Below are 21465 nucleotides of genomic sequence, written 5' to 3' on the forward strand. Positions count from 1 at the left end.
AGGGGGAGGGAGACGCTCTCACCAACGCCGAAGTAGATGGAACGAAGACTTGCGCCCGCAGGTCACCTCCCCCCTTGCGGGGGAGGGACAGGGTGGGGGGTGATCTTTCTGCGCTGAACTTCGTAGCTCTGGTGCCGCACCGCTGCAGGTCCGGTCCGCCCGGTGACACTGTCGGGCGCTTATCCCCCTCCCCCACGCCGCCCCTATGCTCCCCGCACCAACACGGGAGCACGACATGACCATCACACCCCGCCTCCAGAGCCTCCGCGCCAAAGCACTGCGCACGATCGAGCAGCGGCTCGACGATCTCGGCGAGCGCGAGGGCAAGGGGCCGCTCTGCAACTTCGAGACGGCCCGCATCGGCAATGCGCTGGCCGATGCCGGCTTTGCGCTATCGCGCGAGCGCCCGCCGCTGATTCCGTTCGATTGGCCGGCCGACAAGGAAATCCCGCTGGCCGAGGCAGTGGCGCTGCTGCACCGGGCGCGGGAGTGCCTCGCGCCGCCCCGCGCGACCGGGCACAGGCGCAACCGGACGCTCGCTGAAATCCCAAAACACTACGGCGTGCCGGAAACTTATCCCCGTGTTCGCAGCCCGTGAGATAGTGGCCACGGTTTCCTGCTGGGCGCAGTCGTGCACGGACGGCTGGCAGGGAGCTACGGGAGTCGCCGGAGCCGTCCTGCGGCGGGTTTGTGAGACCGACAACCGACCACCCATCCAGGCTCCGATGCAGCAATGCAGACGAGAGGCGCGATGGGGGCACGCTCCTTGGATCCCACCGATCCAAATCCATCCCGAACAGGACCGGCGCGGCGACGGCCGTTTATCTGCGGACTACCCGCGTGGCCGAAAACCGCGCCGGTCCCGCCCAACTATCGCATAACCCGAGGCCGCGTGGCCGTCGGGCGCTGGGGCTCGCCCTCTACTCGGCCGCCACCGGCACCGCTTCGAACCGGCGGAAATTCTGCGCGAACAGCTCCTTGAGCTTCAGCGCCGCCGCGTCGTAGGCCGCCACATCGGCCCAGCCGGCGCGGGGGTCGAGGGCGCGGGGGACGACGCCGTCGACGCGGAGCGGGACCTGCATGCCGAACAGGGGTTCGGTGCGCAGTTCCGTGCGTTCGAGTTCGCCGGCCAGCGCGGCCGAGAGCAGGCGCCGGGTCGTCGCGATATCGATGCGCTTGCCCACGCCGTAGCCGCCGCCGGTCCAGCCGGTGTTGAGCAGGTAAATGCGGGCGCCGGTTTCGGTCAACCGCTCCTCGAGCAGGCGGCCGTAGACGCTGGGGTGGAGCGGCATGAACGGGGCGCCGAAGCAGGCCGAGAAGGTGGCGACCGGCTCGGTGATGCCGCGCTCGGTGCCGGCGACCTTGGCCGTGTAGCCCGAGAGGAAGTGGTAGGCCGCCTGTTCGGGCGTCAGCTTCGAGATCGGCGGCAGCACGCCGAAGGCATCGGCGGTGAGAAACACCACGGCATGCGGCTTGCCACCGATGCCGCCAGGGGCGACGACGGGCAGGGTTTCGAGCGGATAGGCGGCGCGGGTGTTCTCGGTGAGCGAGATGTCGTCGTAGAGCGGCACGAGCTGCTCATCGAGCTTCAAATTCTCGAGCACGGTGCCGAAGCTTTGCGTCGCGGCGTGGATCTCGGGCTCGGCGCTGGGGCTGAGTTTCACCGTCTTGGCGTAGCAGCCGCCCTCGAGGTTGAAGACGCCGTTCGCCGTCCAGCCGTGCTCGTCGTCGCCGATGAGCAGGCGCTCGGGATCGTTCGACAGCGTCGTCTTGCCGGTGCCCGAGAGGCCGAAGAACAGGGCCACGTCGCCGTCGCGGCCGATATTGGCCGAGCAGTGCATCGGCATCGTGCCGGTGAAGGGGGCGTGGTAGTTGAAGAGCGAAAAGACGGACTTCTTGATCTCCCCAGCGTAAGCCGTGCCGGCGATCAGCACCAGCTTCCGCGCCAAATCGAGGGCGATCACCGTGCCGGTGCGGGTGCCGTGGCGGGCCGGATCGGCGGCAAAGCTCGGCAAGTGGAGGATGGTGACATCCGTGCCCGCGGCATCGGGCGCGTCCGGCCGGATCAAGAGGTTGCGGATGAACAGGGCGTGCCAGGCCGTCTCGGTGACGACGCTGACCTTCATCTCGTGCGCCGGATCGGCCCCGGCGAGGAGGTGCTGGCCGTGGAGCGTCCGGCTCTTCGTCGCCGCCAGCATATCGGCGAGCAGCAGTTCGAAATGAGCGGGGGCCATCGACTGGCTGTTGTCCCACCAGACGCGATGCTCGGTCTCGGCGTCGCGGACGATGAATTTATCCTTCACCGAACGTCCGGTGTAGATGCCCGTGGTCACCGCCAGCGCGCCACCGGCGGCAAGGCGGCCCTCGCCCTCGGCAAGGGCGGTTTCGACGAGGGTCGGAGGCAGCTCATTCCAGCGTACCGACGCCCCGGCCGCGATCCGCTCAGCAATCTCAGGATGAATGTCGTGGCCCATGGCCGTCGCTCCCGGTCTGGTCTGGCGGGGAGTAAGCGCCCGAAAAGCCCCGCAGAACATCCGGAAATCCGGCTTAAGACCGAAGTTCTGCGACTTCTGTTTGACTTGCCATACTAGCGTTCCTGGGCAGGGCGCCTTATTTATGCGCAATTGTGGCAGTCAATGTCCGCCACAATTGAGGTGGGCGCGACTGAATCGCCGCATCTCTACCCCGCTGAAAGGGAGCTCAATGCCCAAGATCGCACTGGTGGACGACGACAGGAACATTCTCACTTCGGTGTCGCTCACACTGGAGGCGGAAGGCTATCAGGTCGCCACCTATACCGATGGTGCTTCGGGCCTCGAAGGGCTGACGGCCGATCGTCCGGACCTCGCCATCCTCGATATCAAGATGCCGCGCATGGACGGCATGGAACTGCTCCGACGCCTCCGCCAGAAGTCCGACGTGCCGGTGATCTTCCTCACCTCGAAAGACGAGGAAATCGACGAGCTGTTCGGGCTCAAGATGGGTGCCGACGATTTCATCACCAAGCCGTTCAGCCAGCGCCTGCTGGTCGAGCGGGTGAAGTCCGTACTGCGCCGCGCCGCGCCGCGCGATCCGTCTGCTGCCCCGGGCACCCCGGGGTCGGAAGCGGCGCCGAGCAAGGCGCTGATCGAGCGCGGGTCGCTGGTGATGGACGAGGAGCGGCATACCTGCACCTGGAAGGGCCAGCGCGTCACCCTCACCGTCACCGAATTCCTGATCCTCCAGGCCCTGGCGCTCCGTCCGGGCGTGGTGAAGTCGCGCAATGCGCTGATGGACGCGGCTTACGACGACCAGGTCTATGTCGACGACCGCACCATCGACAGCCACATCAAGCGGCTGCGCAAGAAGTTCAAAGCCGTTGACGACGATTTCGAGATGATCGAAACGCTCTATGGCGTAGGCTACCGCTTCAAGGAGCAGTAAGAGGACCCTTTGGCCGTTACCGATGAGGATGTGACGGGTGCAAAGCCCGCGTCCGCGGACGGCGGTGCCGTGTCGAAACTGAACCGGATCGCCGGCGCGGTCGGCACGGTCGTGCTGCGCTGGCTCGGACAGCTGAAGCGCCTGCTCGAGCTGACGATCTTTTCGAGCCTCGCCCGCCGCATCGTGGTGCTCAACCTCGCCGGCCTCGCGGTGATGGTCATCGGCATCCTGTTCCTCAACCAGTGGCGCACCGGGCTGATCGAAGCGCGGGTGCAGAGCCTGCGCGTCCAGGGCGAGATCATTGCGGCCGCCGTTGCCGCCTCGGCCACCGTCAGCAGCGACGTGATCACGGTGAACCCCGACCGGCTGCTCGAGATGCAGGGCGGCGAGCCGATCTCCCCGCTCAGCTTCTTCGATCCCAGCCTCGAGTTCCCGATCAATCCCGAGCGCGTCGCGCCGCTGATGCGCAACCTCGTGACACCGACGCGGACGCGAGCCCGCATCTATGACGAAGGCGGGCTGCTGATCCTCGACAGTGCCAACCTCTATGCCCGCGGCGAAGTGCTGCGGCAGATCACCAAGCCGCAGGAGAACGGCAGCTTCTTCCTGTTCGACTGGTGGAATGCCGTAATGGACTGGCTGCCGGGGGACGACTATCCGCAATACCAGGAGTTCGGCGCCGACGAGGGGACCAAGTACCCGGAAGTCGCCTCGGCGCTGGGCGGCGCGACAGCGGCAATCGTGCGTGTCGATCCCAAGCACCAGCTCGTCGTTTCGGTGGCCGTGCCGATCCAGCGTCTGCGCTCCAATGTCGGCGTGCTGCTGCTCTCGACCCAGCCGGGCGATATCGACCAGATCGCGACGGCGGAGCGCTGGGGCATCCTCAGGCTCGCGCTGGTCGCCGCGGCCGTGCAGATCATCCTGTCGCTGCTGCTCGCCGGCACCATTGCCGGCCCGCTGCGCCGGCTCGCGGGGGCGGCGGAGAAGGTGCAGACCATCACCAGCCGCGCCGAGATTCCCGATTTCAGCCAGCGCACCGACGAGGTGGGGCACCTGTCGAAGGCGCTGCGCTCGATGACATCGGCCCTCTACAACCGCATCGAGGCGATCGAGCGCTTCGCCGCCGATGTGGCGCATGAGTTGAAGAACCCGCTGACCTCGCTGCGCTCGGCCGTCGAGACCTTGCCGCGGGCTCGCCGCGCCGAGGATCGAGAACGGCTTAACGCCATCATCCAGCATGACGTCCGCCGCCTCGACCGGCTGATCTCCGATATCTCCAACGCCAGCCGCCTCGATGCCGAGCTGGCGCGCCAGAGCGCCGAGCGCGTCGACATCGCGCAGCTCGCCGATGCGATGGTGTCGATCCAGAAGGATGTTGCCGCCAACCGCAAGGTCGAGGTGGATCTCGAAAAGCATGTCAGCCGCTACTCGCCGGTCGTCCTCGGACATGACAGCCGGCTGGCACAGGTGATCAACAACCTCATCGACAATGCCGTGTCCTTCTCGCCCGAAGGCGGCAAGGTGCTGGTACTGGTCCGCACCGACGAGGACAATGTGACGATCACCGTCACCGACGAAGGTCCGGGCATCCGCGGCGACATCACCCGCATCTTCCAGCGCTTCTATACCGACCGGCCGGATGGCGAGCATTTCGGCGACCACTCGGGCCTCGGCCTCGCGATTTCCAAGCAGATCGTCGAAGGGCATGGCGGCACGATCGCCGCGGCCAATCGCGAGGATCGCAGCGGCGCCCAGTTCACGGTCAAGCTGCGGCGGGCCGCGGCCGAGAAGCGGAAGTGAGCGAAAGCCACAATATCCACGCCACCGGCATCGTGCTCGACGGGATCGGCGTGATCCTGCGGGGCCCGCCGGGCTCTGGCAAATCCGTGCTGGCACTCGATCTCCTCGACTGGTGGGAAGCGCGCGGGTTGCCGGCCAGGCTCGTCTCCGACGACCGGGTCGAGATCATCGCCGAGAATGGCAAGCTCACGATGCATCCAGCGCCCAATATCGCCGGCCTCATCGAGCTGCGCGGCCGCGGCATCGTCAGCCGGCCGCATGTCGATGCGGCGCGGGTCGATCTCGTCGTCGACCTCGTCGAAACGCTCGAGCGCATGCTGGAGGACGAGGCTCTGACCACCGAGTTGTTCGGGGTGAGCGTCGCCCGAGCCCCGGTGCCGCAGGCCGGGATCGTCGATGGCCGGCATCAGTCGCTGCTGGTCCGAGAGGCGATCCGCACCCTCGGTTCACCTGCTGGTACAGCGCGACAAAAAACCACTTGAATCAAGGCTCGCATGGGGCAAGACTCCTGTCTCGTCCTGGCCCCGGAAGTCATAACTTGGGGACCGGCCGGAACCTGCGGGATTGGGGACTATTGATGATCGGCATGGTTCTGGTGACGCACGGGGCGCTCGCCATTGAATTCAAATCTGCGCTCGAACACGTCGTCGGCCCGCAGGATTTCGTCGAAACTGTCGCCATCGGCCCTGATGACGACATGGAAGAGCGGCGCAACGATATCCTCACCTGCGTCGACCGGGCCGACCAGGGCCAGGGCGTGGTGATCCTCACCGATATGTTCGGCGGCACCCCCTCGAACCTCGCCATCTCGATCATGCAGCAGCGCGAGGTCGAGGTGATCGCCGGGGTGAACCTGCCCATGCTGGTGAAACTGGCGCGCATCCGCGCCGACTTCGACATCAAGCGGGCGGTGAAGGAAGCCGCCGAAGCCGGCCGGAAATACATCAACGTGGCCAGCGAGACGCTTGGCGGCTAACCGAAAATCCGGCATCCTCAACGTATGGATACAGCGGCAGGATCGGATCGGGCACTCGCGCAGCAATTGACCATCGTCAATCGCAAGGGGCTGCACGCCCGCGCTTCGGCGCGTTTCGTGCGCACGGCGGAGTGCTTCGATGCCGATATCAAGGTCGTCCGCGACGGCCAGGCGGTGAACGGCAACTCCATCATGGGCCTGATGATGCTCGGCGCCGGACCGGGCTCGACCATCCTCGTGCAAGCCACCGGCAAGCAGGCCCGCGAGGCGCTCGACGCCATCACGACGCTCGTCAACAACGGCTTCGACGAAGACGCCGACGGCGCCCCAGCCTAGCAGGTTATCCCCTCCGTCATCGCCGGCTCCTATATTCGGAACGCCACCGGCGCTTGTGCCGTTGCTCATCCGAACGGAGATAAAGATGCGCAGAACGCTTGGCATCCTTGGCGGGCTCGCACTGGGCACCTGCCTCAGCCAGTTTCCGGAGTATGCGCAGCAATACACCCAGCGCCTGGGCGGTGCGGTGGACGAACTTCGGATCATCACGGCCGAGTTCGAAGCGGCGGCCAAAGAGGCTGGGCTGAGTCGCGACGAAGCGATCGATCGTTACTCGAGGACCGGTGACGGGTTTTTGGCCGCGCGCGGCGAGTCGATGGCGCGCACTTTCCTTCGGTACGAAGAGCTTTCAACCACTTTGGCCGAGATCCGCGGTGCCAGCGGCTGGGAGCGGTTCCAGCAGCTGCCGGAGTATTTCGACACCGAGATCGGCCGCCGGGCGCTGGAGGACTACAAGCCCGCTGTGCCGGTGACCATAGAGGGGCTCGCCTATGCCGGCAGCGGGTTTGTCGTCGGCTACATCGTGCTGTCGTCAATTGCCGCTGTACTGCTGCTCCCGTTCCGCCGCCGGCCGCGCCGGATCGAACGGCGGGCGCGAGAGGTGCAGTCCTGATAGCCCGGACAGTGGTTTGCCTTTTACCCACCGGCGTGGAGGCGGATGCACCGTGGGAGATATAAAGCTTTCTTTATATCCCGGTTGCTAGCTTGCGTGCCGTTCAGTATAAGCCGGTCAATACGACCGACAGGAGATGAGGCCGATGGCCAGCAACAACGACTACGTGGTCGCCGATATCGGCTTGGCCGACTATGGCCGCAAGGAAATCGGCATGGCCGAGATCGAGATGCCGGGCCTGATGGCAATCCGCGAGGAATATGCCGCGAAACAGCCGCTGAAGGGCGCCCGCATCGCCGGCTCCTTGCATATGACGATCCAGACCGCCGTGCTGATCGAGACGCTGAAGGCGCTCGGAGCCGACGTGCGCTGGGTCTCGTGCAACATCTTTTCGACGCAGGACCACGCCGCCGCCGCCATTGCCGCCGCCGGTATCTCGGTCTTCGCCAAGAAGGGCGAGAGCCTCGAGGAATACTGGGATTATACCGACCGCATGATGGAATGGCCCGGTGGCCAGACCCCCAACATGATCCTCGACGATGGCGGCGATGCCACCATGCTGGTGCTGACCGGTGCCAAGGCCGAGACCGATCCGTCGGTGCTGAACAACCCGCATTCCGAGGAAGAGGAAATCTTCTTCGCGCTGATCAAGAAGCGCCTCGCCCAGGACCCCAAGTTCTATTCGAAGATCCGCGCCAATATCCGCGGCGTCTCGGAAGAGACCACCACGGGCGTGATGCGGCTTTACCAGTTGCAGCAGAAGGGCGAGCTGCCCTTCCCGGCGATCAACGTCAACGACAGCGTGACCAAGAGCAAGTTCGATAACAAGTACGGCACGCGTGAATCGCTGGTCGACGCCATCCGGCGCGGCACCGACGTGATGCTGGCCGGCAAGGTGGCGATCGTCTGCGGTTATGGCGACGTCGGCAAGGGTTCGGCCCAGTCGCTGCGCGGCGCCGGCGCCCGCGTGCTGGTCACCGAAGTCGATCCGATCTGCGCTTTGCAGGCGGCGATGGACGGCTACGAGGTGGTGACGCTTGAGGATGCGGCGCACCGCGCCGACATCGTCGTCACCGCCACTGGCAACAAGGACGTCGTTACGCTCGACGACATCCGCAACCTCAAGGACATGGCGATCGTCTGCAACATTGGCCACTTCGACAACGAGATCCAGGTTGCGGAGCTGCGCAACTTCAAGTGGACCAACGTCAAGCCGCAGGTCGATATCGTCGAGCTCGCGCCGGGCAAGCGCATCGTGCTGCTGTCGGAAGGCCGTCTCGTGAACCTCGGCAACGCCACCGGCCACCCGAGCTTTGTGATGAGCGCGTCGTTCGCCAACCAGACGCTGGCGCAGGTCGAACTCTGGACCAACGGCGACAAGCTGGAAAAGGCCGTGCACGTGCTGCCCAAGCATCTCGACGAGAAGGTGGCGCAGCTCCATCTCGCCAAGCTCGGCGCCAAGCTCACGACGCTCAGCAAGGGCCAAGCCGACTATATCGGCGTGAGCCCGACGGGGCCGTTCAAGTCCGAGCAGTACCGGTACTGAAGTTCAAAGGGCGCCCACGAGGCGCCCTTTATTCATCCTCCCCCCGTCTTCGACAGGGGAGGATCAAGAGGCAGCTACGCCGCCGGCAGACGCCCGCCGAAAATAATCCTGCCCAAATCACTCCGGCGTTAACGAAGCGTTCACTGTTCGGACTCCGGTCAACACCCTATCTGGGTGCCTTCCCCGCTGTTCACATGCAATTTGACTCTTTTTGCGCGATTCCCCGACCGGTAATGTCGGGTGATTCGGTGGTTACGGGTTTTGACCTCCGAACACGCGGCGGCACGGGGCTCGGCGCGGCATCTAGTGCGGTGTATCGCCCGCCAGTTGTGGCGGCGAGGCAGCTATTTCGGTTAGGGGCAGTATATGGCGCCGGATAGGGTCCGGAACGATTGGCGATTCGCCGTTACTGGCGCGAGTCTGGTCGCCCTTTTGAGTGCCTCGCCCGCCCTGGCCCAGGGCATCAACACCGGTAACGTCATGGGTGCCGCTCCCATCGCCATCGCGCTCGGAGCCGGAGCCTTTGCGTTGATCGCCGTGGCGCTGGTGCGCCGCATCATCAACGACAACCGTGCCGCCCAGCGGCGCTCGGCCGAACAGGTGGCGAGCCTCAGGGCGCGCGTCGACGAGTACGAGGCCCTGCTGTCAGGGAGCCGCGAGATCATCGTGTTGTGGACTAATCCGGGCGAAGGCCCGCGCTTCCTCGGCCAGGCCTCCTCCCTGCTGCCGCCCGGCCGCCGGGCCGAAGCCGTGCTCGATTTCGCCTCCTGGCTGCCCGATGCGGATGCCGACCGGCTGGCGCGGGCCATCGAGGCGCTGCGCGTCGGCGGACGCGGCTTCCAGCTCGCGCTGACCGCCATCGACGGCCGCGCCGTTCGCGCCTCCGGCTCGCTGCTCGGGGATGGCGCTGCGCTGCGCCTCCGTCCGGCCGCGCCGTCGACCAACAGCGACAGCCTGCCCGTTCCCGCCACTGCGGCAGTCGAGCAGCAACCGGCGCATGACCAGGCGACGGCGCGCACGGTGCTCGCCAGCCTCGGCAAGCCGGCCTTCCTCCGCGATGGCACGGGCCGGCTGGTGTTTGCCAATGGGCCGTATCACGACCTCGCCCGCGCGCTGGGCCGCACGACCGCCGAGAACCAGCCGGCAGAACTGCTCGACAACGGCCTGTTGCAGCGCAACCGGGCCGTGCTCGGCGATCTGCGCAAGCCGCAGACGAGCATCGTGACGCTGGGCGAACTGGGCGATTTCGAGATCGTCGATTTCCCGGTGAACGGCGGCTCGGCCGGCTATCTCCACCCCAAGGCCGACAGCGCGCCGCGCGACAGCGGGCTGTCGCATATGAGCGCCATCATCGACGCACTCGCGAGCCCCATCGCTATTTTCGGACCGAACCGCGAGCTGGTGCAGTCCAACCGCGCCTATCGCGAACTCTGGGATCTCGACCCGAACTGGCTGAAGCCGGGCATGGACGAGCGGGCTATTCTCGACAAGCTCAGGACCGACGGCAAGCTGCCGAACGAGCCCGATTACCAGGGCTGGCGCAACCGGCACCTGGCCTCCTACCAGCTGCGCGCGCCGAAAGAACTCGAGCCCTGGCACCTGCCGGATGGGCGCACGGTGCAGGTGATTGCGGCGCCGGCCGGTCCCAAGGGCGGTGTCATCTATGTGTTCGAGGACATTACCGACCAGCTCAATCTGAAGAGCCAGCACAAGGCCATGCTGGACGTACAGCGCTCGACCCTTAATTCGCTGAGCGAAGCCGTGGCGGTGTTCGGCACCAATGGCCGTCTGACGCTCTCGAACCCAAAGCTCTCGACGCTGTGGAAACTCCCGTCGAACCTGCTCAACGACAATCCGCATATCGACCAGGTCAGCGAAGCCGCAGCCAAGGCATTGCCCGAGGATGGAGCGACCATCTGGCGCGACCTCAAGCGCTCGATCATCGACCTCAACCCCACCCGCTCGGACCGCCAGGGCCGCATCGCCCGGGCGGACGGCAAGCTGATCGACTATGCCGTGGTGCGCCTGCCCGACGGGCAGACGATGATGACCTTCCTCGACGTCACCGAGAGCGCCAACTACCAGCGCGTATTGAAAGAGCGGAACGACGCCCTGGTCACGGCCGACCGGCTGAAGGACGCGTTCGTGCAGAATGTCAGCTACGAGTTGCGCTCGCCGCTCACCAACATCATCGGCTTTGCCGACCTCTTGGCCTCGGGTGTGGCCGGCGAGCTCAACGAGAAGCAGTACGGCTACACCAACTTCATCCGCGCCTCGAGCGCGACGCTGGGTGTGCTGATCGACAATATCCTCGATCTCGCGACGGTAGATGCCGGGATCGCGGAACTCCAGCCCGAGCAGCTCGATGTGGCTGCGCTGGTCGAGAAGGCGCGCGCCGGTCTCATCGCCACCTTCCCGGAAGTCGATGGCCAGCCGACGCTCAACCTCAAGGTGGTGATCGAGCCGGACCTGCCGGTGTTCGTCGCCGACGGCACGCGCATCGTCAACGTCCTCTACAACCTCCTCTCGAATGCCGCCCGCTTCTCGGAGCCGGGTGGCGAGGTGAAGCTCACCGTCTCTGGCCGCACGGGGCGGATGCAGTTCATCGTCGAAGACGAGGGGGCGCCGATGACCGAGGAAATGCGGCTGGCGCTGCTCGATCGCGACGACGCGCTCACCGGCGCGGCCCGGCAGCGCGGCGCCGGGCTCGGCCTTGCCATCGTGCGGGCCTTCGTCAACATGCATGGCGGCACCATCGGGATCGAGCGGCGCGAGCCGCGCGGCACCCGCGTCATCGTCAGCCTGCCGAGCGATGTCGCCATGGCCGGCGCGGCCGAGTAGGGCTTTGCACGGGCCGCCCCGCTCGGCTATGCCGGGGTTATGAACGAGCCCATCACCCTCGCGGACGACGACGCCACCGCCGCTCTCGGCCGGCGGCTTGCCGCAGCCCTGCGTCCGGGCGACCTGGTGCTGCTCGAGGGCGATCTCGGCGCCGGCAAGACCGCGCTGGCGCGCTCGGTGATCCGCACGCTCGTCAGCGACGACCGGCTGGATGTCCCCTCGCCCAGCTTCGCGCTGGTCCAACCCTACGAGGCGGACGGGAATCCGGTGCTGCACGCTGACCTCTACCGCCTCGGTGGGCCGCGCGAGGTGGACGAACTGGGGCTGTTCGACCGCGCCGATGCGATCGTGCTGGTCGAGTGGCCGGAGCGGTCCGACGAGGTGGTCGAACGGGCAACTGTGGCCGTGCGACTGGCCGTTCCGGTTGGCGGCGAGGGCCGTATCGCGACGGTCACGTTCGTCGACGGCCGTTCGTATTAGTCCGCTGGACTTCGCCCGTCGCACCCGGTCAAATCCCGCCATGCGCCGCGACTCGCTCTATTCTATCGCGCCCCACGCGCCCTTCCTTGAGACACTCGCGGCGCGGGTGCTCGACGGCACACTGTTGGGCGACTGGCCGCGCGAAGGCGCTTTCTGGCTCAGCGACGTCACCATCATCCTCCCCACAAGGCGCGCCCGACTGGCGCTGGCGGCAGAGCTGGCGGATCAGCTGGGCGGCTCGGCGCTGCTGCCCGATATTCGTACCTTCGGGGGTGAAGTCGCGGACGAAGAGCCGTTCCTGCCGCCCTATGATGCGCCGGGCATTGCACTGGCCGCATCCAGCCTCGAGCGGCGGCTGACGCTGTCGCATCTGGTGCGGCTGTTCGCCGAGCGCGCAGGCAGCTTCGCCAACCCGCCGAACGCGGCGGAGATCTTCTGGCTGGCGGACTCGCTGGGCGAGGTGGTGGACGATTTCATCATCGAGGGCATCGCGCCGGACCAGCTCAAGCAACTGGTGCCGGAAAGCCTCGCGGAGAACTGGCAGCAGATCCTCGATTTCCTCGACGTGGCGCTGAAAGCCTGGCCAGCGATCCTGGCCGAAAGTGGCAGGATCGATGCCGCCGCGGCACGCAACGAGCGACTGCTGCGGCAGGCGGCGGCTGCCCCCTACGTCTACGGCGACCGGCCCGTCATTGCCGCTGGCTCCACCGGCTCGATCCCGGCGACCGCGGCACTGCTCAAGGCCATCGCCGAGCTGCCGCGCGGCGTGCTGGTGCTGCCGGGCATCGACACCACCTATTCGCCCGGACAGCACGACATGATGCTGAAGGGCGAGACGACGCAGAGCCATCCGCAATACGGGCTGATGAAGCTGTTGCGCAGTCTCGATGCAGGCGTTGGCGACGTGGTCGAGCTGGCCGGCGGCAGCCCACGCACCACGCTGGTGCGCGCTGCCCTCGCGCCGGCCAACGAGACGCCGAATTGGCCCGGCTGGCGCGCCGCGCTGCCGGTTGCCGATGCCCTCGCCGGCGTGGCCGTGCTCGCCGCCCGCAATGCCGATGTCGAAGCCCGCGCCATCGCGCTCGCCGCGCGCGCGACACTTGCGGACGGCAAGACGGTCGGCATCGTCTCGCGCGACCAGACGCTGGCCCGCCGCATTGCTGTCGAGCTTAAGCGCCACGGCGTGATCGTCGACGATGCGGCGGGGACTCCGCTCTACCAGTCGGGCATCGGGCGACTGGCGCGGCAGGTGCTGGCCGTGTCCGCGAACGATTATGCGCCGGTCGATACGATTGCGCTGCTACGCAACGCCGCCGTCTCCCTGGGCCTCGATCGGCTCGATGTGCGCAAGGCGGCCGATCATCTCGACCTCAAGCTGCGGCGGACACGGCCGCTGGCAGGTCTCGCGGGGCTGCATGGTCTCACCGACCGCGAGGAGGTCCGTGCGGTGCTGGCCAAGCTCGGCGAGGCGATGGCGCCGGTCGCCGCCCTGCAGATCGAGACTGTGCTGACGGCGCCAGATCTCGCCGCCGCGCTGCTCGCCACCCTCTCCGCCCTCGCCCCCGATACGGAGCCGCCGGGCCTGCCGGAATTCCAGCGCTGGGCGGAGGAGCTGACACAGACCGAACAGGAAGGGACACCGTTCCCGCCTGATGATCTCGATGCGGTGCTGGCGGCGCTGCTGGCCGGCGCCAAAGCGCAGGGGCCGGTGTCGGCGCGCGACGACATCCATATCTGGGGCGAACTCGAAGCCCGCCTCCAAAACCCGGACCTGATGATCCTTGCCGGCATGAACGAGGACATCTGGCCGGCGGTCGCCGATCCCGGCCCGTGGCTCAGCCGCGGCATGCGCATCGGCATCGGGCTCGAGCCGCCGGAACGGCAACAGGGTCTCGCGGCGCACGATTTCACGATGGCCTTCGGCAATGCCAACGTGCTGATCGCCTATGCCGAGCGGATCGGCACGTCGCCGGCCCTGCCCTCGCCGCTGCTGCAGCGCATCGACGCCTTCATCGGCGAGGATGAGACCAGGGCGCTCCGCGCTCGCGGCGAGATCTGGCTTCGGCAGGCCGATGCCATCGACTATGCCGGCCTGCCGCGGCCGGCGACGCGGCCGATGCCCAATCCGCCCGGCCTGTTGCGGCCGCGGCGGCTGTCGATCACCGAGATCGAGCCGCTGATGCGCTCGCCTTACGACATCTACGCCAAGCATGTGCTTGGCCTCTACCGGATGGAGCCGCTCGGGACCGAGCCAAGTGCGCGCGAGCGCGGCACGATGATCCACGGCGTGTTCGAAAAGTTCGTCGAAGCGGGGCTCGACATCGAAGCCCCCGAGGCGCTGCCCGAAATGATGGGGATGGCTCGCGATGCCTTTGCCGGCCTCGACGCGATCAAGGAGCGCCGCGACATCTGGCTCAAGCGCTTCGAGCGTGCCGCCCGACAGTTCCTCGATTACGAGCGGCGGCGCGACGCCGATATCGTCGAGCGCAATGCCGAGCTGAAGGGCGAGTGGCGCTTCCCCGCCCTTGACGGCTTCACGCTGGTCGGCAAGGCCGACCGGCTCGATGTCAGGCGTGACGGCACGCTCGAGATCATCGATTTCAAGACCGGCGGCGTGCCGCAGCCCAAGGACATGACGGCGTTCGACGCGCCCCAGCTGCTGCTCGAGGCGGCAATGGCGCGGGCCGGCGTCTTCCCCGGGCTTGCTCCGCGCGACAGTTCGGCGCTGACCTACATCAAGATCGGCCTCGGGCCCGCCGCGTTCCAGATCAAGCCCTACAAGCTGCCCAAAGGCATGGAACTGATGGAGGCGGTGGGGGAGATCGAGCGGCGCGTGCAGCGCCATGTCGATGCATTCCTCCTCCACGACGGGCCGCCGATGACGGCGCGGATCCGGCCGCGGGTCGAAACTGGCCGCAAGAGCTTTCCGGGCGACTACGATCACCTGGCGCGGACCGACGAATGGACGCTCACCGCCGGAGTGGATGATCCATGAGCCGGCGCCTCAAATCGCCGATGCCGCCCGAGATTGGGCAACGCCAGCGCGATGCGTCCGATCCCGAACGCAGCGTGTGGGTGACGGCCAATGCCGGCTCGGGCAAGACCTATGTGCTTACGGCCCGGGTGCTGCGCCTCCTGCTTTCGGGCGCCAAGCCCGAGGAGATCCTCTGCCTCACCTATACCAAGGCGGCGGCGGCGGAGATGCGCGGGCGCGTCGCCGAGCGGCTGGGCAAATGGGCGCTCGCCAGCGATGAGGACCTCACCGAGGACCTCGCCGCGCTGAGCGGCGTCCCGCCGACCCAGCAGATGCTCAAGCGGGCCCGGTCGCTGTTCGCCCACGCGCTCGAAGCGCCCGGCGGGTTGCGCATCCAGACCATCCACGCCTTCTGCGAAAGCATTCTGCACCGCTTTCCGCGCGAGGCGGGCGTGCCGTTCGATTTCAGCGTGCTCGAGGAATACCAGCGCGACCTGATGCTGCTCGAAGCGCGCGAGACGGTGATCGCGGCGGGCCTGCGCGGCAGCGGCGAGGCGGCCGCGGTGGAGACTCTCTTCGGCCTCCTCAGCGATTTCTCGATCGAGCAGTCGATCCTCGAGGCCCTCAACCAGCAGCGCACCCTCCGCCGCGTGCTGACCGACCCGCCGCGGGCCAAGCGCGAACTGCGCAGCCTCGTGGGCAACGTTGGCAGCGTCGATGAGGTGCTCGACGAAATCAGCTCGGGCTACACGCTCAGCCGGGCCGACCACAGCGCGATTTTCGCGCTTGTAACACCCGAACCCGGCGGCACTGGATTCGTCGACCGGCTGCACGATCTCGACCCATCGGGGCCCGACCCGAAAGACCTGATCGACACCTTCCTCACCCAGGCCGACCGCACGTTGCGGAAAACCCTGTTGAAGAAGGCAACGGCGACGCTGATCCCCGATGTCGCCGACCGGCTTGCGGCTGAGGGCGAGCGAGTGGCGCGGCTCTACGGCCAACTGGTGAAGGCCGAACTGATCGCGCGCAGCGAGGCCATGCTCGATGTGGTCGCCGCGATTTCAGCCCATTACGAGAAGGCCAAGCGGGCCCGATCGCTGCTCGATTTCGACGACCTGATCGAGAAGCTGGCGGCCCTGTTGCGCAACGAGGCGCAGGGCACCTGGGTGCGCTACAAGCTCGATGCAGGCCTCAGCCATATCCTCGTCGACGAAGGGCAGGACACCAACCCCCTGCAGTGGCAGGTGGTGGGCGCGCTGATCGACGATTTCTTCTTTGGCGACAGCGCCGCCGACCGGCCGCGCACCCTGTTCGCGGTGGGCGACCAGAAGCAGTCGATCTTCTCGTTCCAGGGCGCCGACCCCGAAGTGTTCGTCGAAGCCGGACGGCAGTATGCCTTCAGTGCCAAGGCGGCGAATTTCGAGATCACCCAGGTTCCGCTACGGCACAGCTTCCGCACGCTGCCCAATGTGCTGAACGCGGTGGACGAGGTGTTCAAGCGCGAGGACCTGCGCCTCGGTGCCCTCGAGGAGAGCGGAGTTGTCCATGATACGGCGCGCTCCGAGGGTGGCGGCGTCGTGACGCTGTGGCCGCCGATCCAGGATCAGGCGGAGGAAACCGATCCCGAGAACTGGCCGCTCGAGGCCCCGAAGCAGCAGACCCAGAGCGCCCAGCGGCAGGTGGCCGAGCGCATCGCCAGGGAGATCCGGGGCTGGATCGACGAGAAGCGTCCGCTGGGCCCGCGTGGCCGTCCGGTCCGCGCCGACGACGTGCTGATCCTTGTCCAGGTCCGGAGCGTCCTGTTCCACGAGATCATCCGCGCCCTGATCCGGGAGGGTGTGCCGACGCCGGGCGCCGACCGGCTGGCGGTCACTACGCATATCGGGGTGCTCGACATGATGGCGCTGGGTGACGTGCTGAGTAACCCGGCCGACGACCTGCAACTCGCGGCCCTGCTGCGCTCGCCGCTATTCGACGTAAGCGAGGACGAGCTGATGGCGGTGGCGCGGCCGCGCGGCGACCAGAAGCTCTACTGGGCGCTGAAGGACAGCAGCATTCCCTCGGTACAGGCCGCTTTCGCGCAGCTCGAGAGCTGGCGCAACCGCCTCGATTTCGAACGGCCGTTCAACTTCTACGCCGACGTGCTCTATGCCAGCGGCGGGCTGAGGCGCATGCGCGGCCGCTTCGGCAGCGAGATCGACGACGTGATGGCCGAATTCCTCGACCTCGCGCTGGCGCATGAGCAGTCGCCGCAGCCCTCGCTTCTCGGCTTTCTCGCCGAACTCCGCTCGCGCGAGGTGATCATCAAGCGCGAGCTGGCCGAAGGCGGCGCGGGTGTGCGGGTGATGACCGTGCACGGGGCCAAGGGGCTCGAGGCGCCGATCGTCATCCTTGCCGACGCGGCGACCACCGAGCGCGGGCGCGACCGGCGCAGCGTCTACATACGGATCAGGCCGCCGCTGTTCATCCATGCCTCATCGGCTGCTACCCATGTCGACGAGACGCAGGAGTTCAAACAGGAGGCCGATGCCGACCAGCAGGCTGAATACTGGCGCAAGCTCTACGTGGCGATGACCCGGGCCGAGGACGAGCTCTATGTCACGGGCTACCTGACCAAGCAGGGTAAAGTCGACGGCAGCTGGTACGAAGCGATCGAGCAGGGACTGCGGCCGCTCAGCGAAATCGTGCCGAATGACGACGGCCAGGCCCGGGCGCTGATCTACCCGCGTGAACGATCGAACGCCGAGCCCGTCGTGGCGAGGCTGGAGCCTGTTGCTGATGTCACCGGGCAACTCGAGCTGCCGGCGCTGCCGCCCCACCGTATCCGCCAGATCATCCGCCCGTCCTCGGTCGATGCCCCGCCCGATCCGGAACGGGCGCTGGCGACGCGGCTCGAACAGAGCCTCGATCCGGAGACGGCCCGCCTCACCGGCACGGCGCTCCACGCCCTGCTGCAGCACCTGTCGCGGGTACCGGCCGAGCAGCGGGCCCCTGTCGCCGCCCGGGCACTGCCGCTGCTGTTGCCGGGCGCACCAGCGCAGCACGAGACGCTGGCGACGAAGGCCATCTCGATCCTCGGCCGGCCCGAGCTCGCGCACCTCTTCGGGCCCAACAGCCGGGCCGAAGTCCCCTTCCTCGCCGAGGCGCTGCGCAATGGCCAGCCGGTGACGATTGCCGGCCGGATCGACCGGCTGGTGGACACGCCGGACGAGATCCTCCTCGTCGATTTCAAATCCGATGCCAATGCAGTGATGGAACCAGCCGGGGTTCCCCTTGCTTACCAAAGGCAACTGGCGCTCTATGCGCTCGTTGCAGGTCAGCTGTTCCCAGGGCGTACGGTCAATGCCGCCATCCTCTGGACTAGTTTGGAATCGCTGATAAAATTGCCGATGGCTGCTTTGGCGAAGGCGGCCGGGGGCTTCACTGTCCGGTGACGTTCATTGAACGGGTGCTGGACTCTACCTAGCTTTTGGATCAAACAGACCGCCGCTTTCAACCCAAAAGGCAAACTCAATGACAACCCACGTTTCCGACGCCAATTTTGGCGAGGAAGTCCTGTCCTCCAAAGAGCCCGTGCTCGTAGACTTCTGGGCCGAGTGGTGTGGCCCGTGTCGCGCCATCTCTCCGGTCCTCGAAGAGCTGTCGGGCGAGCTTCAGGGCAAGGTGAAGATCGTCAAGCTGAACGTCGATGAGAACCCGAACACCACCGTCAAGTACGGCGTGCGTTCGATCCCGACGATGATCCTGTTCAAGGGCGGTGAAGCCGCCGACATGAAGATCGGCGCCGGCACCCCCAAGGCGGGCCTCGCCAAGTGGCTGGAGAGCCACGCCGCCTAACGGCGCGGGCACTCGCCGACGACTCCAAGAAAACGCCGCCGGTTCGTCCGGCGGCGTTTTCTTTTTGCGCCGCATGTGAGAATGGCATTCCTTTCCATCCGCCCCGACTCCCGATAGCTTCCATCGGCAATCAACGATGGAGGCTCCGTTGGGCCAGCGCGTGAACGACCAGAATTTCGATGCCGAAGTGCTTGGCGCCAAGGAGCCGGTGCTGGTGGATTTCTGGGCCGAGTGGTGCCCACCCTGCAAGGCGATGGACCCCATCCTTGACCAGCTGAGCGACGAACTCGCCGGCAAGGTCAAGATCGTCAAGCTCGACGTCGACGGCAATCCCTCGACGGTGGTGAAATACAACGTGCGCGCCATGCCGACGCTGATCGTGTTCAAGGACGGCGAACCGGTCGACTTCAAGGTCGGCGCCGGGCAGTCGCGCGTCCAGCTGATCAAGTGGCTGGATCAGTTCGCGGCGTGATTTCGGACGAGACTTTCCGGTGCGCTCGGGCATAGTGCCGCGCATCGGAGGAGCCGCATGACGTTCGACCACCTGACCAAAGCCCCATTCAACCTCGATTCCGAAGCCATCGCCTGGGTGAAGGCGACGCTCGCCGGCCTGTCGCCCGACGACAAGCTGCGGCAGCTGTTCAACCTGAGGATCGCGGGCGACAATCCGAATGACGTTGCCGCCATCAAGGCCTTCCGGCCGGGCGGCATCACGCGTCACGCGGGTTCCGACATGGCCGCCGAGCGGGCGCTGATCGCCGAACTCAATGCCGGGGGGTCGGTCCCCCTCCTCATCTCCGCCGACCTAGAAGGCAGCCGCATGAGCTTGGCGGGCGGGGCCGAGATGCCCAATCCACTGGCGCTCGCCGCTATCGACGATGTCGAGGTGACGGCGGAGGTCAGCCGCATCATGGCCGAGGAAGCGCGCGCCATCGGCATCAACTGGAGTTTCACCCCGGTCCTCGACATTAACGCCGCCTTCCGCAGCGCCATCGTCGCGACCCGTGGCTTCGGCTCGGACGTCGCGACGGTCGAAAAGCATGCGCTGACGCAGATGCGGGTGTTCCAGCAGAACGGCGTTGCTTCGGCGGTGAAGCACTGGCCGGGCGAAGGCTTCGACGATCGCGACCAGCACCTCGTCACCACCATCGACCCGCTGTCGATTGCGGATTGGGAAGCGACGTTCGGCCGGCTCTATCGCGGCGCCATCGAAGCGGGCGTGCTGTCGGTGATGTCGGCGCATATCGCGCTGCCGGAGTTCGTGCGCTCGGTCGATCCGGAGGCGGGCGTCGAGGCCTACCGGCCGGCGTCACTGAGCCGGATGCTGAACGAAGAGCTGCTGCGCAAGCGCCTCGGCTTCAACGGGCTGATCGTCTCGGATGCTACCGGCATGGCCGGGATGGGCAACTGGGCGAAACGCAGCGAGACCATTCCCCAACTGGTCACCGCGGGCTGCGACGTGATCCTTTTTGCCAACGACCCGGAACAGGACCTCGGCTATGTGCGCGCCGCACTGGCGGATGGTCGACTGACGCAGGCGCGGGTGGATGAGGCAATCATGCGGCAGCTCGCGCTCAAGGCGGCGCTTGGGCTGCACCGCCCGCCTGCCCCCGTTCCTTCCGTCCCAACGGAGAAGAACCGTGTCTACGCCGACGCGGTTGCCAGACGCGCTCCGACACTGGTCAAGGACGTGCAGTGCCTGCTGCCGCTCGATCCCCAAAAGCACAAGCGCGTGCTGGTGGTCTCGGGCGGCATCGTGTTCCCGTTCTTCCCGGATCCGCTGCCGTTTGCCTTGCCTGAAATGCTGCGGCAGCACGGCTTCGAGGTGACTATATACACGCCGGAAACCGAGGTCGATCCGACCCGGTTCGATCTGATGCTCTACCTGTTCGGCGACGAAACACTGCTGACGCGCGGCCGTATCTTTCTCGACTGGCTTGGGCTCACCGGCCATTTCGGCAAGGCCATGCAGCGCTACTGGCACGATATTCCGACGGCGATGATCTCGTTCGGCTACCCCTACATGCTCTACGACGCGCCGCGCGTGCCGACCTATATCAACGCCTACTCGACCACCGAGACGATGCAGCGGGCCGTCGTCGAGCTGCTGCTCGGCAATGGCACGTGGAACCAGCACAGCCCGGTCGATCCATTCTGCGGGCTACCGGACGCGAAGTACTGAGCCAATGTCGAATGGCCTCGGCGCCATTCGACCAGATGGACAAACACGGAGGTCACCATGCGCTTTGTCTGTCTGTTCCACGTCGATGCCGAGCTGATCGGCAAGCTCACGCCGGCCGAACTCGAGCAGTTCGACCTCGCCAACCGAGACGCCGACGCGACGCTGATCGCGTCGGGCCACTATGTCAGCGCACTGGCGCTCGCCGATTCCGGCAAGGCAGTGGTCGTCCGCCGTCGCGGCGGTGCGACCTCGGCGACGGACGGGCCCTATGCCGAGACCAAGGAGCAGCTCGGCGGTATCCTGATCATCGAGGCGCGCGACATGGCCGAGGCCATCGAGATCGCTGAGATGGGGCCCATGGCCGACTACGGCACGGTGGAAGTGCGGCCCGAGCTCGATGTCGCCTGGCAGAAGGCGCAGCAGCGGCGCTGACCTCGCAGCGTCAGCGTTGGGC

General features: G+C 66.6%; 17 protein-coding genes. 16 read left to right on the forward strand and 1 reads right to left on the reverse strand.

Features of this window, described 5'->3' with window-relative positions; all coding sequences use genetic code 11:
• Window positions 1-235 precede the first annotated feature (235 nt).
• On the forward strand, window positions 236-598 hold the full coding sequence (locus tag ACOYW5_RS12520; RefSeq protein ID WP_423065223.1) for a hypothetical protein: 363 nt from the start codon (window positions 236-238) through the stop codon (window positions 596-598).
• A gap of 322 nt (window positions 599-920) precedes the next feature.
• Here ACOYW5_RS12520 and pckA read toward each other — a convergent pair whose 3' ends face one another.
• Window positions 921-2474: a phosphoenolpyruvate carboxykinase (ATP) gene (gene pckA / locus ACOYW5_RS12525; RefSeq protein ID WP_423065224.1), complete on the reverse strand. Its 1554-nt coding sequence runs from the start codon at window positions 2472-2474 to the stop codon at window positions 921-923.
• A 229-nt stretch (window positions 2475-2703) separates the two neighbouring features.
• On the opposite strand from pckA, the gene ACOYW5_RS12530 reads away from it, so the two are divergent.
• The 15 genes from ACOYW5_RS12530 to ACOYW5_RS12600 all read left to right on the forward strand — a co-directional run bounded on the left by ACOYW5_RS12530 (window position 2704) and on the right by ACOYW5_RS12600 (window position 21443).
• A complete protein-coding gene (locus ACOYW5_RS12530) occupies window positions 2704-3423 on the forward strand; it encodes a response regulator transcription factor (protein ID WP_423065225.1) in 720 nt (239 codons plus the stop codon).
• 9 nt (window positions 3424-3432) lie between these two features.
• Window positions 3433-5223: a stimulus-sensing domain-containing protein gene (locus ACOYW5_RS12535; protein WP_423065226.1), complete on the forward strand. Its 1791-nt coding sequence runs from the start codon at window positions 3433-3435 to the stop codon at window positions 5221-5223.
• Complete coding sequence (locus ACOYW5_RS12540; protein ID WP_423065227.1) at window positions 5220-5705, forward strand: HPr kinase/phosphorylase; 486 nt, start codon at window positions 5220-5222, stop codon at window positions 5703-5705. Before ACOYW5_RS12535 ends, ACOYW5_RS12540 begins: the two co-directional genes overlap by 4 nt.
• Window positions 5706-5800: 95 nt before the next feature.
• The gene (locus ACOYW5_RS12545) at window positions 5801-6199 is read left to right on the forward strand and encodes a PTS sugar transporter subunit IIA (protein ID WP_423065228.1); all 399 of its coding nucleotides are present in this window, start codon (window positions 5801-5803) and stop codon (window positions 6197-6199) included.
• Window positions 6200-6223: 24 nt separating this feature from the next.
• Complete coding sequence (locus ACOYW5_RS12550) at window positions 6224-6535, forward strand: HPr family phosphocarrier protein (RefSeq protein ID WP_423065229.1); 312 nt, start codon at window positions 6224-6226, stop codon at window positions 6533-6535.
• 85 nt (window positions 6536-6620) lie between these two features.
• The gene (locus tag ACOYW5_RS12555) at window positions 6621-7148 is read left to right on the forward strand and encodes a DUF2937 family protein (RefSeq protein WP_423065230.1); all 528 of its coding nucleotides are present in this window, start codon (window positions 6621-6623) and stop codon (window positions 7146-7148) included.
• A gap of 145 nt (window positions 7149-7293) precedes the next feature.
• Complete coding sequence (gene ahcY, locus ACOYW5_RS12560; protein WP_423065231.1) at window positions 7294-8694, forward strand: adenosylhomocysteinase; 1401 nt, start codon at window positions 7294-7296, stop codon at window positions 8692-8694.
• 480 nt (window positions 8695-9174) lie between these two features.
• Window positions 9175-11535, forward strand: coding sequence for a PAS-domain containing protein (locus tag ACOYW5_RS12565; protein WP_423065232.1), 2361 nt, complete (start codon window positions 9175-9177; stop codon window positions 11533-11535).
• 39 nt (window positions 11536-11574) lie between these two features.
• Window positions 11575-12015 carry a tRNA (adenosine(37)-N6)-threonylcarbamoyltransferase complex ATPase subunit type 1 TsaE gene (gene tsaE / locus ACOYW5_RS12570; protein ID WP_423065233.1) on the forward strand — a complete coding sequence of 147 codons (441 nt, stop codon included), beginning with the start codon at window positions 11575-11577 and terminating at the stop codon, window positions 12013-12015.
• Between the two features lie 40 nt (window positions 12016-12055).
• Entirely contained in the window at window positions 12056-15010 is a 2955-nt protein-coding gene (gene addB / locus ACOYW5_RS12575; RefSeq protein ID WP_423065234.1) for a double-strand break repair protein AddB, read from the forward strand.
• Entirely contained in the window at window positions 15007-18426 is a 3420-nt protein-coding gene (gene addA / locus ACOYW5_RS12580; RefSeq protein ID WP_423065235.1) for a double-strand break repair helicase AddA, read from the forward strand. Before addB ends, addA begins: the two co-directional genes overlap by 4 nt.
• A 79-nt stretch (window positions 18427-18505) precedes the next feature.
• Window positions 18506-18829, forward strand: coding sequence for a thioredoxin (gene trxA / locus ACOYW5_RS12585; protein WP_423065236.1), 324 nt, complete (start codon window positions 18506-18508; stop codon window positions 18827-18829).
• Between the two features lie 136 nt (window positions 18830-18965).
• A complete protein-coding gene (gene trxA, locus ACOYW5_RS12590; protein WP_423065237.1) occupies window positions 18966-19301 on the forward strand; it encodes a thioredoxin in 336 nt (111 codons plus the stop codon).
• Between the two features lie 57 nt (window positions 19302-19358).
• Window positions 19359-21011, forward strand: coding sequence for a glycoside hydrolase family 3 protein (locus ACOYW5_RS12595; RefSeq protein ID WP_423065238.1), 1653 nt, complete (start codon window positions 19359-19361; stop codon window positions 21009-21011).
• Between the two features lie 57 nt (window positions 21012-21068).
• Entirely contained in the window at window positions 21069-21443 is a 375-nt protein-coding gene (locus ACOYW5_RS12600; RefSeq protein WP_423065239.1) for a YciI family protein, read from the forward strand.
• The last annotated feature ends 22 nt before the right edge of the window (window positions 21444-21465 follow it).

Origin of the sequence: Devosia sp. CN2-171, assembly GCF_049354815.1 — a bacterium.
In the GTDB taxonomy this organism is placed as follows: Bacteria; Pseudomonadota; Alphaproteobacteria; order Rhizobiales; family Devosiaceae; genus Devosia_A.

Coding starts and splice junctions, on each gene's coding strand:
- ACOYW5_RS12565 (WP_423065232.1), top strand. CDS start 9,175: ATGGGTGCCGCTCCCATCGCCATCGCGCTCGGAGCCGGAGCCTTTGCG.
- ACOYW5_RS12545 (WP_423065228.1), top strand. CDS start 5,801: ATGATCGGCATGGTTCTGGTGACGCACGGGGCGCTCGCCATTGAATTC.
- ahcY (WP_423065231.1), top strand. CDS start 7,294: ATGGCCAGCAACAACGACTACGTGGTCGCCGATATCGGCTTGGCCGAC.
- addA (WP_423065235.1), top strand. CDS start 15,007: ATGAGCCGGCGCCTCAAATCGCCGATGCCGCCCGAGATTGGGCAACGC.
- ACOYW5_RS12530 (WP_423065225.1), top strand. CDS start 2,704: ATGCCCAAGATCGCACTGGTGGACGACGACAGGAACATTCTCACTTCG.
- ACOYW5_RS12595 (WP_423065238.1), top strand. CDS start 19,359: ATGACGTTCGACCACCTGACCAAAGCCCCATTCAACCTCGATTCCGAA.
- pckA (WP_423065224.1), bottom strand. CDS start 2,474: ATGGGCCACGACATTCATCCTGAGATTGCTGAGCGGATCGCGGCCGGG.
- tsaE (WP_423065233.1), top strand. CDS start 11,575: ATGAACGAGCCCATCACCCTCGCGGACGACGACGCCACCGCCGCTCTC.
- ACOYW5_RS12555 (WP_423065230.1), top strand. CDS start 6,621: ATGCGCAGAACGCTTGGCATCCTTGGCGGGCTCGCACTGGGCACCTGC.
- trxA (WP_423065236.1), top strand. CDS start 18,506: ATGACAACCCACGTTTCCGACGCCAATTTTGGCGAGGAAGTCCTGTCC.
- ACOYW5_RS12600 (WP_423065239.1), top strand. CDS start 21,069: ATGCGCTTTGTCTGTCTGTTCCACGTCGATGCCGAGCTGATCGGCAAG.
- ACOYW5_RS12550 (WP_423065229.1), top strand. CDS start 6,224: ATGGATACAGCGGCAGGATCGGATCGGGCACTCGCGCAGCAATTGACC.
- addB (WP_423065234.1), top strand. CDS start 12,056: ATGCGCCGCGACTCGCTCTATTCTATCGCGCCCCACGCGCCCTTCCTT.
- trxA (WP_423065237.1), top strand. CDS start 18,966: ATGGAGGCTCCGTTGGGCCAGCGCGTGAACGACCAGAATTTCGATGCC.
- ACOYW5_RS12520 (WP_423065223.1), top strand. CDS start 236: ATGACCATCACACCCCGCCTCCAGAGCCTCCGCGCCAAAGCACTGCGC.